Annotated in this window: 14 protein-coding genes; 12 read left to right on the top strand and 2 right to left on the bottom strand. The window is 73.4% G+C overall.

Annotated features, from left to right (window positions below; all coding sequences use genetic code 11):
- Positions 1-80 precede the first annotated feature (80 nt).
- The 3 genes from ACZ6S5_RS05250 to corA all read left to right on the top strand — a co-directional run bounded on the left by ACZ6S5_RS05250 (position 81) and on the right by corA (position 3,236).
- Positions 81-473 (top strand): CBS domain-containing protein, encoded by a 393-nt coding sequence (locus ACZ6S5_RS05250; RefSeq protein ID WP_465997949.1) that lies wholly within the window; start codon positions 81-83, stop codon positions 471-473.
- Positions 474-635: 162 nt separating this feature from the next.
- Positions 636-1,730 carry an aminotransferase-like domain-containing protein gene (locus ACZ6S5_RS05245; RefSeq protein WP_465997947.1) on the top strand — a complete coding sequence of 365 codons (1,095 nt, stop codon included), beginning with the start codon at positions 636-638 and terminating at the stop codon, positions 1,728-1,730.
- 357 nt (positions 1,731-2,087) lie between these two features.
- Entirely contained in the window at positions 2,088-3,236 is a 1,149-nt protein-coding gene (gene corA / locus ACZ6S5_RS05240; protein WP_465997945.1) for a magnesium/cobalt transporter CorA, read from the top strand.
- 70 nt (positions 3,237-3,306) lie between these two features.
- Here the strand turns inward: corA and ACZ6S5_RS05235 are convergent, their stop codons facing one another.
- Positions 3,307-4,125 (bottom strand): hypothetical protein, encoded by an 819-nt coding sequence (locus ACZ6S5_RS05235; RefSeq protein WP_465997943.1) that lies wholly within the window; start codon positions 4,123-4,125, stop codon positions 3,307-3,309.
- Between the two features lie 84 nt (positions 4,126-4,209).
- On the opposite strand from ACZ6S5_RS05235, the gene ACZ6S5_RS05230 reads away from it, so the two are divergent.
- The gene (locus ACZ6S5_RS05230; RefSeq protein ID WP_465997941.1) at positions 4,210-4,740 is read left to right on the top strand and encodes a peptidylprolyl isomerase; all 531 of its coding nucleotides are present in this window, start codon (positions 4,210-4,212) and stop codon (positions 4,738-4,740) included.
- 25 nt (positions 4,741-4,765) lie between these two features.
- A complete protein-coding gene (locus ACZ6S5_RS05225; protein ID WP_465997939.1) occupies positions 4,766-5,710 on the top strand; it encodes a rhomboid family intramembrane serine protease in 945 nt (314 codons plus the stop codon).
- 10 nt (positions 5,711-5,720) lie between these two features.
- On the opposite strand, the gene ACZ6S5_RS05220 is transcribed toward ACZ6S5_RS05225, so the two are convergent.
- Positions 5,721-6,155: a PH domain-containing protein gene (locus ACZ6S5_RS05220; protein WP_465997937.1), complete on the bottom strand. Its 435-nt coding sequence runs from the start codon at positions 6,153-6,155 to the stop codon at positions 5,721-5,723.
- A 119-nt stretch (positions 6,156-6,274) separates the two neighbouring features.
- Here ACZ6S5_RS05220 and ACZ6S5_RS05215 point away from each other — a divergent pair, with 119 nt between their 5' ends.
- From ACZ6S5_RS05215 to ACZ6S5_RS05185, 7 genes are all read left to right on the top strand, one after another.
- Positions 6,275-7,447, top strand: coding sequence for a thiolase family protein (locus ACZ6S5_RS05215; RefSeq protein WP_465997936.1), 1,173 nt, complete (start codon positions 6,275-6,277; stop codon positions 7,445-7,447).
- Between the two features lie 62 nt (positions 7,448-7,509).
- Complete coding sequence (locus ACZ6S5_RS05210; RefSeq protein WP_465997935.1) at positions 7,510-8,460, top strand: DUF2332 domain-containing protein; 951 nt, start codon at positions 7,510-7,512, stop codon at positions 8,458-8,460.
- 136 nt (positions 8,461-8,596) lie between these two features.
- Entirely contained in the window at positions 8,597-10,192 is a 1,596-nt protein-coding gene (locus ACZ6S5_RS05205) for a glycoside hydrolase domain-containing protein (RefSeq protein ID WP_465997933.1), read from the top strand.
- 155 nt (positions 10,193-10,347) lie between these two features.
- The gene (locus ACZ6S5_RS05200) at positions 10,348-10,860 is read left to right on the top strand and encodes a hypothetical protein (protein ID WP_465997932.1); all 513 of its coding nucleotides are present in this window, start codon (positions 10,348-10,350) and stop codon (positions 10,858-10,860) included.
- 69 nt (positions 10,861-10,929) lie between these two features.
- Positions 10,930-11,622 (top strand): response regulator, encoded by a 693-nt coding sequence (locus tag ACZ6S5_RS05195; protein WP_465997930.1) that lies wholly within the window; start codon positions 10,930-10,932, stop codon positions 11,620-11,622.
- Complete coding sequence (locus tag ACZ6S5_RS05190; RefSeq protein ID WP_465997928.1) at positions 11,615-13,072, top strand: sensor histidine kinase; 1,458 nt, start codon at positions 11,615-11,617, stop codon at positions 13,070-13,072. The genes ACZ6S5_RS05195 and ACZ6S5_RS05190 overlap by 8 nt, the downstream gene beginning before the upstream one ends.
- Before the next feature lie 58 nt (positions 13,073-13,130).
- Positions 13,131-13,733: a hypothetical protein gene (locus tag ACZ6S5_RS05185; RefSeq protein WP_465997926.1), complete on the top strand. Its 603-nt coding sequence runs from the start codon at positions 13,131-13,133 to the stop codon at positions 13,731-13,733.
- Positions 13,734-13,836 lie beyond the last annotated feature (103 nt).

Genomic DNA, 13,836 nt, shown 5'->3' with positions numbered 1-13,836 from the left:
GATGCCCGGTCTTGTCCCGGTAAGCATCGATGGCCCACCATGTGCGTACCGAGGCCACCGTCCCATAGGGGTGATGCGTGATGCAGGTTCGGGAAGCGATGTCCAGCCAGGTACTCGTGGTCGGCCCGGAGCACACGCTCCGCCAGGCGGCCCGGATGATGTCGGCCCGCCGTATCGGGTCGGCGGTCGTGATCGACCCGGACTCCGAGGGGGTCGGGATCATGACCGAACGTGATGTGCTCAACGCCATCGGCGCCGGGCTCGACCCGGATGTGGAACGGACCGGATCCCACCTGACCTGGGACGTCGTCTACGCCGGCCCGGACTGGACGGTGGAGGAGGCGGCGGCGGCCATGGCCCGGGGCGGCTTCCGGCACCTGGTGGTGCTGGACGGCCGCGAGGTGGCCGGGGTGATCTCGGTACGCGACCTGATGCGGGTCTGGGCCGGGCGGCACGCCACGACGACGGTCTGACTCGAAGAGCCCCGCCGGGGCCCGTCCGGGGCCCCGGCACCGGGGTGTTCGCGAGCCTGCTTCGGGTCCCGGATCGGCCGGTCGGACGGATCGACCGCCCGCATGTTGAACTTCGCGTGTATGCCGGCCGGACCGCCCGGAGCAGGCCCTAGGCTCGTGCGCATGACCGCCGAGCAGCTGATCTCCTTCGCCCGTGGCGCTCCCTCGCTGGACATCGTCGATGTCGAGGGGCTCAAGGCCGCCGCCGTCCGCGCCTTCGACGCCGACCCCGCCGGGATCACGGCGTACGGCACCTCCGTCGGTTACCCGCCCCTGCGGAAGTGGATCGCGGAGAAGCACGGCGTCGAGGCCGACCAGGTGCTGATCACCAACGGCTCGCTCCAGGCCGACGCCTTCCTCTTCGACCACCTGGTCCGCCGGGGCGACGCGGTGGTCGTCGAGCGCCCGACGTACGACCGGACGCTGCTCAACCTCCAGCAGATGGGCGGCGAGATCCACGGCGTCACCATCCAGCCGGACGGCCTGGACACCGCCGAGCTGCGCAAGCTGCTGGAGTCGGGGGTCCGGCCGCGGCTGGCCCACGTGATCCCGAACTACCAGAACCCGGCCGGGGTGACCCTCTCCCTGGAGAAGCGCCGGGAGTTGCTCGACCTGGCCGCCGAGTACGGCTTCACGATCTTCGAGGACGACCCGTACGCGGACATCCGGTTCCGGGGTGAGCCGCTGCCGTCGATGCTGTCGATGGACACCCGGGGCGCGGTGGTGCACGCCTCCAGCTTCACCAAGACGGTCTGCCCCGGGGTGCGGGTCGGCTACCTGGTCGGCCCGGCCGAGCTGATCGCCGCCATCGCCAAGAAGGCCACCAACCTCTACATCTCGCCCGGCATGGTGTCCGAGGCGATCGTGCACCAGTTCTGCGTCTCGGGGGAGATCGAGCGGTCGATCCGTACCGTGTCGGCCGCCCTCGGCGAGCGGGCCCAGGTGCTCGCCGACTCGCTGCGCCGGCACATCCCGGAGGCCCGGTTCGTGGAGCCGGACGGCGGCTACTTCCTCTGGGTGGAGCTGCCGGAGGACGTCGAGGTGGACCGGCTCGCCCCGGCGGCCGCCGAGCGCGGCGTCGCGGTGGTCAAGGGCAGCGACTTCCTGATCGACGGCGGCCGGCACGCCCTGCGGCTGGCCTTCTCCGCGGTGACCGCGGACCGGATCGACGAGGGCGTCCGGCGGCTGGCCGAGGCGATGGCCGCCGTCCGGGGCTGAAATTTCTGTCGGGTTTCCGACAGTTCGGCGATGCCGACCGGCTCAGCCCTCCCGCTGGGCCGGTCGGCGGCCCCACAATGCTGCGAGCGCCGTTCACCCTTCTCCGGTGGCGGGTCCGCCGCCCGGGGAGCCGCCTCGCGCCCCCGCCCGGACCGTCGGCGCGGACAGCACCACTCCCGCCCCCAAAGGGTGCCGGGTGGGCCGTGTCGCCCCTCACCCCCCTGACGCGGCCGGCCCGCCCGGCGCCACCCGGGGGTCGCCCGTCGCACCCGCCCCGGTGCCGCCGCGCTCGCCCGCGCTGCGGTCCGCCCCGATCGGCGTAACCTGCAAGCCGCAGCATCGTGGGGAGGGGGCGAGATGACCGACCGAGTGGCGAACGACCGCACCGCCGGGCAGAACGGCGGCCGGGGGCTCCGGCCCCGGGCCTGGGCGGCACCGGTCCGCGCCATGTCCCGCATCCTCACCGCCGACGGCTCCCCGCGTACCCCCCAACCGGCCGGCCCCGGGCGGAGCGGGATCGTCGACTGCGGCCTGTACGTCGACGGCGAGCGCCAGCCCGGCGATTGGCACTACGCCGACGCCCTGGCCGCGGCCGCCGAGGAGCGGAACGCCTTCGTCTGGCTCGGCCTGCACGAGCCGGAGCTGGACGAGATGAGCGAGATCGCGGCCACCTTCGGCCTGCACGAGCTGGCCGTGGAGGACGCGGTCAAGGCCGAGCAGCGCCCCAAGCTGGAGCGCTTCGGCGAGGTCTCCTTCCTGGTGCTGCGTACCGCCCGGTACTGCGAGCACACCGAGCTGACCGAGAACTCCGAGGTGGTGGAGACCGGCCAGGTGATGCTCTTCATCGGGCCGAAGTTCCTGATCAGCGTCCGGCACGGGGACGCCTGCCGGCTCTCGGCGGTCCGGGCCGACCTGGAGGCGAAGCGGGACCTGCTGGAGCACGGCCCCTGGGCGGTGGCGTACGCGGTGACCGACCGGGTGGTGGACCTCTACCTGGAGGTGGCCGACCGGCTGGAGGACGACCTCGACGTGCTGGAGGCGGACGTCTTCGACCGGCAGGGCAGCGGCCGGATCCAGCGGATCTACCAGATGAAACGGGAACTGGTGGAGTTCAAGCGGGCGGTGGTGCCGTTGCAGCGCCCGCTGCTCACCCTCACCTCGCAGGTCAACCGGGACGTGCCGCAGGAGGTGCGGCGCTACTTCCGGGACGTGCAGGACCACCTCAGCCGCACGGTCGAGCAGGTCAACTCGTACGACGACCTGCTCAACTCGATCCTCCAGGCGCGGCTGGCCCAGGTCACCGTCGACCAGAACAACGACATGCGCAAGATCGCCGCCTGGGCCGCCATCGGTGCGGTGTGGACCGCGATCGCCGGCATCTACGGCATGAACTTCAAGTACATGCCGGAGCTGGACTGGACCTACGGCTATCCGGGCGTCTGGGCGCTGATGCTGATCTCGTCGTTCACCCTGTACCGGCTCTTCCGCCGTAACGGCTGGCTGTAACCCCCGGCACGCCGAAGCGCCGGCCGCGCGGGGCGTACCCCACGCGCCGGCGCTTTCGCGGACCGCCGGGTCAGCGGCGGCCGCTGGCCTTGGCGGCGTTCTTGCCGTTGTTCAGCGCCTTGGTGACGTCGTCGGCCGGGCGGCCGGTGACGTCCCGCGCGCCCTCGGCGACCGACGGGACCTTGTCGTTCGGCTGGATCACCGGCTGGCTGCTCGACCTGGCGGTCGACGCGCTGCCGTTCCCGGCCACCGCCGAGCTGCCGGCGCCGGCCTGGGTCACCTTCGCGGTCGGGTCGGGGGTCTCCACCACGATGGTGTCCACGTCCTCGCGCAGCGGCTCCAGCTTCTCCGTGCCGGTCGCGCCGAGCTTGCCGGTCGGGTCGTACTCGGTCCAGTCCAGCTGCTCGCGGCGGCGGCGCATGGCCATCGCCCCGGCCAGACCGGCGACGGTTCCGGCGGCCAGCAGGCCGGCCATCATGCCGCGCGACTTCTTCTGCTTCTTCCTGGCGATCTTCATGTTCTTGGCCTTGACCTTCTTCGACACGGCGGCCTGCTTGGCGGCGGCGGCCTTGCGGCCCTTCAGATTCTTGGCCGCGGTCTCGGCCTGCGCGTTGCGCATCGCCATCAGCAGCGGCGCGAGCGCCGCGGCCGTCGAGGCGACACCGCTCGACGCCCGGTCCCGGACCAGCATCGCGGTGGGCCCGGCGGCCACCCGGGCTGCCTGAACCCGCGGGCCGACCGTGGCGCCGGCACCCTTCGCCGCATGCGCCGCGGCCTGCCTCAGGTGACCGATGCCCTGGTTCAGCTCGGCCTTCGCGAGCTGCCCCTGGGTCTTACGCCGCCCGATTCCAAACACGGTCCCACCTCCTGGGAGTTTGTCCTCCGTCATCCTCCACCTTCGGATGCCTCCGCATGGCCAGATCGGGCACATGGGAGGATCCGCATGGAACTGACCAACAAGTGAGGAGTACCCGTGGCCGAGGCTGTCTACGCCACCTTGCACACCAACGCTGGCCCGATCCGGCTGGAGCTCTTCCCGAACCACGCGCCGAAGACCGTCCGCAACTTCGTCGAGCTGGCCGAGGGCGCCAAGGAGTACACCGACCCGCGCACCGGTCAGCCGGGCAGCGGGCCGTACTTCGACGGCACCATCTCGCACCGCGTGATCAGCGGCTTCATGATCCAGATGGGCGACCCGACCGGTACCGGCCGCGGTGGCCCGGGCTACAAGTTCGCCGACGAGTTCCACCCGGAGCTGCGCTTCGACCGGCCGTACCTGCTGGCGATGGCGAACGCCGGGCCGGGCACCAACGGCTCGCAGTTCTTCATCACCGTGTCGCCGACGCCGCACCTGAACAACCGGCACACCATCTTCGGCCAGGTCGCGGACGAGCAGTCGGCCAAGATCGTGGACTCGATCGCGAACACGCCGACCGGCCCGAGCGACCGGCCGCTCCAGGACGTCGTCATCGAGCGCGTCGAGATCGAGCACAAGCCCGCCTGAGCGGTCCGCGGGTACCTTTGCTCGCATGACTGAGCGCTCCGGGCAAGCTGGTGACGCGGCCGAGGGGCCGGTGCCGACCGCACCGGTCTGCTACCGGCACCCCGATCGGGCGACGTACGTCCGGTGCACCCGCTGTGACCGGCCGATCTGCCCCGAGTGCATGCGGGAGGCCTCCGTCGGGCACCAGTGCCCGGAGTGCGTCAGCGAGGGACGCCGCAGCGTACGGCCGGCGCGTACCGCCTTCGGTGGCGGTGCCGCCGGCCGTCAGGGCTACGTCACCAAGACGCTGATCGCCCTGAACGTGCTGGTCATGCTCCTGTCCATCGTTTCGGCCCGGAGCGGGACGGCGGTCGCCGGCGGCTCCGGCCTGGGCGGCCTGCTCGGCAACTCCACCCCGCTGACCGACTGGGGGGCGGTGCTCGGCCGGGCCGTGTTCCCCGACGGCACCATCGGCGGTGTCGCCGAGGGGCAGTGGTACCGGCTGGTCACCGCGATATTCCTGCACTACGGCGTGGTGCACCTGCTGCTCAACATGTGGGCGCTCTGGGTGCTCGGCCGGACCCTGGAGGCGGTGCTCGGCCCGCTGCGCTTCCTCGCGCTCTATCTGCTCGCCGGGCTCGGCGGCAACGTGGCGGTCTACCTGTTCAGCGCGCCGAACCGGCCCTCGGCCGGGGCGTCGACCGCCATCTTCGGGCTCTTCGCCGCGATCTTCGTGATCATGCGCCGGCTCGGCCGGGACACCTCGTCCATCGTGCCGATCCTGGTGATCAACCTGATCTTCACCTTCACCGTGCCGGGCATCTCGATCGCCGGCCACCTGGGCGGCCTCTTCTTCGGCGCGCTGATGGCGCTGGTCCTGGCGTACGCGCCGCGGATGCGGCGGACCCTGTTCCAGGCGGCGGGCGGCGCGATCATCGCACTCGCGCTGCTCGGCCTGGTGCTGGTGCGCACCGGCATGCTGACCGGCTGACCGGCGGGCGTCAGCTGCCGGTGGCGGCCCGGGCGGCGCGCAGCGCCTCGGCGACCTCCTCCGGCGGCGCGTCGAGGTCGTACCGGCCGAACAGGTGCAGTGACTCCCCCGCGTCGACCTCCAGCGTCTCGGCGGTCAACCCGCGCCGGGTCCGCCGGTCCACCCGGATCGCCTCCACGGCCGACCAGGGCAGCGACCGCCGGCCCGCGAAGCCCCGGATCACCGTGATCCCGTCGGCGTCGACGGCCAGCCGGACCGGCGCGACGAGGTCCCGTACCGCCCAGCCGACCAGCAGCGCGGCGGCCAGCCCGGCGAGGGCGAGCCGGACCCGGTCGTCGCCCTTGAAGAGCAGACCCAGCGCGACCAGGACCAGCGCACCGGCCAGCTTGGCCACCGGCAGGATCGTCGGCACCCGCCACTGGCGGGCCGGGGGCGACTGTGGCATCACCGCCCCAGCATGCCAGCCGTCCAGCCGGGTGCTGCCCCCGCCGGGGAACCGGGGGAGGACGACCGGCCGGGTCAGGACGTAGGATCGGGGACAGCCCAAGTTACCGGGGAGTAAACATGAGTGACGCGGTCATCGTCGGTGCGGTACGGACCCCGGTCGGGCGGCGCAAGGGCAGCCTCGCCGGCGTGCACCCGGTCGACCTCTCGGCGCACGTGCTGCGGGCCCTCGCCGAGCGGACCGGGATCGATCCCGGGCAGGTCGACGACGTGGTCTGGGGCTGCGTGTCGCAGGTCGGCGAGCAGTCGTGGAACGTCGCCCGCAACGCCGTGCTGGCCGCCGGCTGGCCCGAGTCGGTCCCCGGCACCACGCTCGACCGGCAGTGCGGGTCCAGCCAGCAGGCGCTGCACTTCGCCGCCGCCACCGTCCTCTCCGGACAGGCCGACCTGGTGGTCGCCGGTGGCGTCGAGTCGATGACCCGGGTGCCGATGGGCTCCAGCGTGGCCGGCGGCCTGCCGTTCAGCCCCGCCATCCTGGAGCGCTACCGGGGGGTCGAGGGCGTCGCCGCGGACAGCCCGCTCCCGTTCAACCAGGGCGTCGGCGCCGAGCTGATCGCCCGGCGCTGGCGGTTCTCGCGCACCCAGCTCGACGAGTTCGCGCTGGCCAGCCACGAGAAGGCGGCCGCCGCGCAGGACGCCGGCGCGTTCGACCCGGAGCTGGCCCCGGTGGCCCTGGCCGACGGCGGCAAGTTCACCGCCGACGAGGGCATCCGCCGGGACACCTCGCTGGCCAAGCTCGGCGAGCTGGCCACCCCGTTCCAGACCGACGGCGTGGTCACCGCCGGCTCCGCGTCGCAGATCTCCGACGGCGCCGCCGCGCTCGCGGTCACCACCAGCGAGTGGGCCAGCCGGCACGGCCTGCGCCCGCTGGCCCGGGTGCACACCGCCGTGGTCGCCGCCGACGACCCGGTCACCATGCTCACCGCCCCCATCCCGGCCACCGCGAAGGCGCTGCGCCGCGCGGGGCTGGGCATCGAGGAGATCGGGGTGTACGAGGTGAACGAGGCGTTCGCCCCGGTGCCGCTGGCCTGGCTGGCCGAGACCGAGGCGGACCCGGAGCGGCTGAACCCGCGCGGCGGGGCGATCGCGCTCGGCCACCCGCTCGGCGGGTCCGGCGCCCGGATCATGACCACCATGCTCCAGCACATGCGGGACAGCGGGATCCGCTACGGCCTGCAGACCATGTGCGAGGGCGGCGGGATGGCCAACGCGACCATCGTCGAGCTGCTCTGAGTCGACGCCGACTGTGGCGGCGGTCATTTCGCCGCCCGGCACGGCTGCGGCAGGGTGCGGCCATGGACACCGGAGAGGGCTACCGCAGGTTCGCCGAGCGGGAGGCGCGGGGCCAGTCCCCGACGTACGAGCGGCTGGCCCTGGCGGTCGCCGCGGACGGCGACCTGTTGGCGCTGCTCGACCGGCTGCCCGCGGCGAAGCGCCAGCCGAACCTGCTCTTCGGCGCGGCCCGGTTCCTCGGCGGCCCGGTCGAGGAACCGGGGCGGTTCCGTGCCTGGGCGACGGCGAACTGGGCCGACCTGGCGGCCACCATGACGACCCGGCGGACCCAGACCAACGAGGCGGCCCGCTGCGCGGTGCTGCTGCCGCTGCTGGCCCGCTTGCCGCAACCCCTCGCCCTGCTGGAGGTCGGCGCGTCGGCCGGCCTCTGCCTGCACGCGGACCGCTACGCGTACGCCTACGGCCCGCACCGGGTCGGGCCGACGGACAGCCCGGTCCGGCTGAGCTGCGTGGTCGAGGGTGACGCCCCGCTGCCGGACCGGGTGCCCGAGGTGGTGTGGCGGGCCGGGCTCGACCTGAACCCGCTCGACGTCACCGACCCGGACGACCTGGCCTGGCTGACCGCGCTGGTCTGGCCGGAGCACCACGACCGGCGGGAGCGGCTGCGCGCCGCCGCCTCGGTCGCCCGGGCGGCGCCGGCGCCGGTGCACCGGGGCGACCTGCTCACCGACCTGCCGGCGCTGGCGGCCACCGCACCCCGGGACGCCACCCTGGTGGTCTTCCACAGCGCGGTGCTGGCGTACCTGCCGCCGGAGGGGCGGCGCGCCTTCGCCGAGCTGGTACGCGGGCTGCCCGGCCACTGGATCTCCAACGAGGGCGGCGGGGTGTTCCCCGAGTTCGCCGAAGAGTTGTCCGCTCCGGAGGGTCCGGCCCGGTTCCTGCTGGCCCTGGACGGTCGCCCGGTCGCCTGGACCGGCCCGCACGGCCAATCACTGCACTGGCTGACGAATTGACGCGAAACGGACGAGATTCGGCTCGGGGGTCGACAGACGGCCCTTGACCTGACAAGAATCTTGGGGCCGGCGTGGAGCGAGTGACGCCAGGCGTCCGCCGCCGGCCTTCTGACCACGGGGACAGATTCGGGGAATCATGACACCCACCCTCACGCTGCCCGGGCTGCGCCGGGCCGCCCGCCGGACGCTGGCCGCCACGGCCACCGCCGTCCTCGGCGCCGGCACCGCGCTCGCCGTCACCACCACCCCTGTCCAGGCGGCCATCGGGCCGCAGCCCGGCACCTTCACCGGGCTCGGCTTCGACTCGTACTGCGCGCCGTCCAGCACCGCGATGCAGGCCTGGCTCGGCTCGCCGTACCGGGCGTACACCATCTACTTCGGCGGTGAGAACCGCGGCTGTGACCAGGCCAACCTGACCAAGGACTGGGTCGCCCAGCAGGTGGCGGCCGGCTGGCACCTGGTCCCGATGTATGTCGGCCTCCAGGCGCCCTGCCTGGTCACCACCGAGGCCAAGATCGACCCAACGCAGGCCGCCGCGCAGGGCCAGGCCCAGGCCGACGACGCCATCCTTCAGGCACAGAACCTCGGCCTGCCTCGGGAGAGCGTGCTGGTCTACGACATGGAGGACTACGACGGCGGGGACGCCGCCTGCACCACGGCGGTCACCACGTTCATGAGCGCGTGGACCGCCCGGCTGCACGACCAGGGCTACCTCTCCGGCTTCTACAGCAGCATGGCGCGCGGCGTGCCCGACCAGGTGGCGGCCTACAACACGGCCGGCTACGTGCGCCCCGACTACGTGCACTTCGCCCGCTGGGACAACGTGGCGACGGTCTCCGATTCCGGCATCCCGGCCGGCTACTGGTCGCCGAAGCGGCGGATGAAGCAGCACCGGGCCCCGCACGACGAGACGTACGGCGGGATCACCATCAACGTCGACAGCGACTACCTCGACGTGGCCCCGATCCCGGCCACCCCGTTCGGCGACTTCACCGGCAACGGCTGGTCGGACGTCGCCTACCGGGAGCCGTCCACCGGCCGGCTCTACCTGTACGGCGGCAACGGCACGTCGCTGAGCGGCCGGCTGAGCCTGGGCTCCGGCTGGAACGGCATGGACGTGCTCTTCCGCGCCGGCAACTTCGACAAGTCGGGCGGGGAGGACATCCTCGCCCGGGAGAAGTCGACCGGTTACCTGTGGCTCTACCCCGGCACCGGGTCCGGCCTGGGCAGCCGGGTGTACCTCGGCGCCGGCTGGAGCGGCTTCCGGGAGATCACCCCGGTCGGTGACTACAACCGCGACGGCTACCAGGACCTCGTCGCGGTGAACTCCTCCACCGGGGCCATGTATCTCTACCCGGGTACGGGGGGCACCGCGTTCAAGACCCGCGTGTACCTCGGCGCGGGCTGGAACAGCGTGGACGAGCTGAACGGCGGCGGCGACTTCAACGCCGACGGTTACCCCGACCTGGTGGCTCGGGAGAAGAGCACCGGCTACCTGTACCTCTACCCGGGGCGCTCGGGTGCGTTCACCACCCGGACCAAGGTCGGCAGCGGCTGGAACACCATGCAGAACCTGGTCCAGGTCGGTGACTTCGACCGGGACGGCCGGCCGGACATGATCGCGGTGCAGAAGTCCAGCGGCTACCTCTACCTCTACCGGTGGACCGGCAGCGCCTGGGCGTCGGCGCTCAAGATCGGCAGTGGCTGGGGCAGCATGAGCCCGCTGCTCTGACCCGGGCACTCCGTCCCGACGGCCCGCGCCGGACCAACCGGCGCGGGCCGTCGCGCGTCCGGACGTCGCACCGTAGGTGCGATTTGCACGGGTGGAACTTCCGCAATTCGAGAGTGAGCCATATCACTACCGCTCACATGCTCGTTGCATCTTGCATGGACGTGTTCTCGCGAACGTTCCTTCCGGCCGCCGCCGAGACCGGCCTGGCGACCCAGACCGTCAGTCGACACATGCCGATCTTCCGCCGGTGCGTCGGCGCCGGCGACGCCACCATCCTGGTCACCCGGTGCAGCCGCCCCGACCACCCGATCGGCGGCGAGTACCTGATGCTCCTCACCCACCGCCGTCTGGTGGTGACCCGGCAGTCCCGGGTGCTGCACCGGCTGCGGCTGCACCTCAACACCGAACTCCGCGAGCTGAGCAACGTGACCTGGAGCCCCGACGCGCGCGCGCAGTGCGTGGAGCTGGCGGCCACCGCGATCGACGGCGTCCGCGAGCGGTTCGTCATCCGTACCCACCACCCGAAGCAGGTGTGGCAGCTCGACGCGCTGCTCAACCACGCCTTTCGGACCCGGCTCCGGACCCCCGCCGAGCGGCTGGTCGCCACCATCGGCGAGCCGCCGGCGTTCGCCCGCCCGGCCGTGTTCCGTCCGGCCCCGGTGCGCTGACCGCCCTCTTACCGAATCCGAACATTCCCCTGACGTCTCCACCGGGCGTCGGTCGGTAATCATGGGCCGGTGACCGCCGACACCGCCCCGCGCGGGCTCGTCCTCGTGGTGGAGGACGAGCCGGCCATCGCCGACCTGGTCCGGCTCTATCTGACCCGGGACGGCTTCGGCGTACACCTGGAACGGGACGGGACAGCCGGCCTGGCCGCCGCGCGGCGGCTGCGCCCGGTGGCCTGCGTGCTCGACATCGCGCTGCCCGGCCTGGCCGGCACCGAGATCTGCCGCCGGCTGCGCGAGGCCGGCGACTGGACGCCGGTCATCTTCCTCACCGCCCGCGACGACGAGGTCGACCGGATCGTCGGCCTGGAACTGGGCGCCGACGACTACGTGACCAAGCCGTTCAGCCCGCGCGAACTCGTCGCCCGGGTCCGGGCGGTGCTGCGGCGCACGGCCGGCGCGCCCGCCGGGGTCGAGCAGCCCCGGGTGGTCGGCCCGGTCACCCTCGATCCGGCCCGCCGCACGGTCACCGCCGCCGGCACCCCGGTCCAGCTCACCTCGACCGAGTTCGACCTGCTCGCCCACCTGATGGCCCGGCCCGGCCGGGTCTTCACCCGGGAGGAACTGCTCGCCGGTGTCTGGGGGTACGCGGCGCACGCCGGCACCCGGACCGTCGACGTGCACGTGGCGCAGGTCCGGGCCAAGCTCGGCCCGGCCAGCGTGATCCGCACCCACCGTGGCGTCGGGTACGCGGCCGATGCCTGAGCCCGCCCACCAGCCCACCGTCGCGCTGCCGGTGATCGGCGCGCGCCCGGCTCCGACGCCGCCCCGCCGGCGCTTCGCACACACCCTGACCGCCCGCGCCGTGCTGGTCACCTGCGCGGTGGCCCTGGTGTCGGTGCTGGTCACCGCGCTGGTCGCGGTCCCCCTGGCGGTGCGCGGCGCCGAGCGGCGCGACCAGGCGGCGCTGGCCGCCCAGGCCCGGCTCGCCGCCGACGTGCTGCGCGTCCGCGCGGCACGTCAGCGGGACGGGGCCGGGGAGCGGCTCATCCGTCAGCTCCGCCAGCAGGACATCGAGGTCTACCTGATCCGGGCCGGCCAGGTGGACCGCCCGGGCCTGCCCCGCCAGGTGGTGAACCGGGTGGCGGCCGGCGGGAACGTGTCCGGCCGCCGGGTGGTCGACGGGCGGCGGACGCTGGTCGAGGGGCGGGCGCTCGCCGGGGGCGACGGAGTGGTGCTGACCCAGGCCGTCACCACCGGGCCCTGGCGGCAGGTGCTGCTCAGCCTCTGGTTGCCGCTGCTCGCCGGGCTCGCCGCCGGGGTGGGCGCCGGCCTGCTGCTGGCCCGCCGGCTGGCCCGGCCGATCCGGGTCGCCGCCACCGCCGCCGCCCGGCTGCGCGCCGGGGACCGGGCCGTCCGGGTGCCGGTCGAGCCGCCCGACGAGGTGGCCGACCTGGCGTACGCCCTCAACGGGCTGGCCGCCGCGCTGGCCACCAGCGAGGGGCGGCAGCGGGAGTTCCTGCTCTCCGTCTCGCACGAGCTGCGTACCCCGCTGACCGCCATCCGCGGCTACGCCGAGGCGCTCGCCGACGGGATTATCGACGCGGACGGGGTGCCGGACACCGGCCGCACCATGCTGGCCGAGGCCGAACACCTGGACCGGCTGGTCAGCGACCTGCTGGCGCTGGCCCGGCTGGAGGCGGCCGACTTCCCGCTGGAACCGGGACCAGTCGACCTGGCCCGGCTCGCCGCCGACGCGGAACGGACCTGGTCCGACCGGTGCGCGGCGGTCGGGGTGCCGTTCCGGGTGGAGACGCCGGGCGGGCCGGTCCCCGCCTACACCGATCCCGGCCGGATCCGGCAGGTGGTGGACGGGCTGCTGGAGAACGCGCTTCGGGTCGTACCCCCGGGGGCGCCGGTGGTGCTGGCGGTCCGGCCGGCCGGCGCGGACCCGACCGCCGGCGGCGTCGTCGAGGTCCGCGACGGCGGACCCGGCTTCACCGACGACGACCTGGCGGTGGCGTTCGAGCGCGGCGCGTTGCACCAGCGGTACCGGGGGGTGCGCAAGGTGGGCAGCGGGCTGGGCCTGGCGCTCGCGGCCGGGCTGGTCCGCCGACTCGGCGGCGAGATCGGCGCCGGCCACGCACCGGAGGGCGGCGCGGCCTTCACCGTCCGGCTGCCCGCCGATCCTTACCTGATCCGAACATCGGCCTGACGCTCCGCTCGCCGGAGCGGGGCAGGCTGTGGTCATCACGGACGAGAGAGGACAACCGATGGCACGACAGGGAATCGTCACCGGCGTCACCGCGCTGTTCGCGGCGGCCGCGCTCGGCCTCGCCGGTTGCGGCCCCGCCCAGGTCGCGCAGGAGACGGCGAAGGAGACAGCGGTCGAGGTGGCCGCCGCCATGGGGGCGGACGGCCAGGCGCTCGCCGCGATGGGCTTCGACGCCGCCGACCTGGACGTGGACCCGGTCGCCGCTCCGGCCCCCTCGGCCTCCGCCGGTGAGCAGGCCGGCCCGCAGGACAAGCGGGGCCAGCAGGGGCAGGAGTGGCGCAAGCGGCACCGGGCCCGGGTGCTGCTGCGGAAGAACATTCTGCACGGCGAGGTCGTGGTGCAGACCAAGGACGGCGGCACGAAGACCGTCGCCGTGCAGCGCGGCCAGGTGACCGCCATCGACGACAAGTCGATGACCGTGAAGTGCTCCGACGGCTTCACCATGACCTGGACGTTCGACGAGAAGCTGCGAGTGGTCGAGCGGCGACACACCGTGCAGTCCGGCGACATCAAGGTCGGTACGACGGTCGGCGTGGCCGGGGCCAAGGACGGCGACGGCGGCGTGGCCCGACTGATCGTGGTCCCGTTCAAGCAGCAGTGAGCCGGGCGAGGGCGGCCGTTCCGGAGGGCGGCCGCCCTCGTCCACGTCTGTCTCCGACAGGACCTTGACAAAGCTCCGGGCGCTGCACTCACCGAGGCGGGGA

Source organism: Micromonospora sp. NPDC051924, assembly GCF_055586005.1.
Note: the sequence above shows the minus strand (reverse complement) of the source record. Positions and strands in the feature narration are given on the sequence as shown.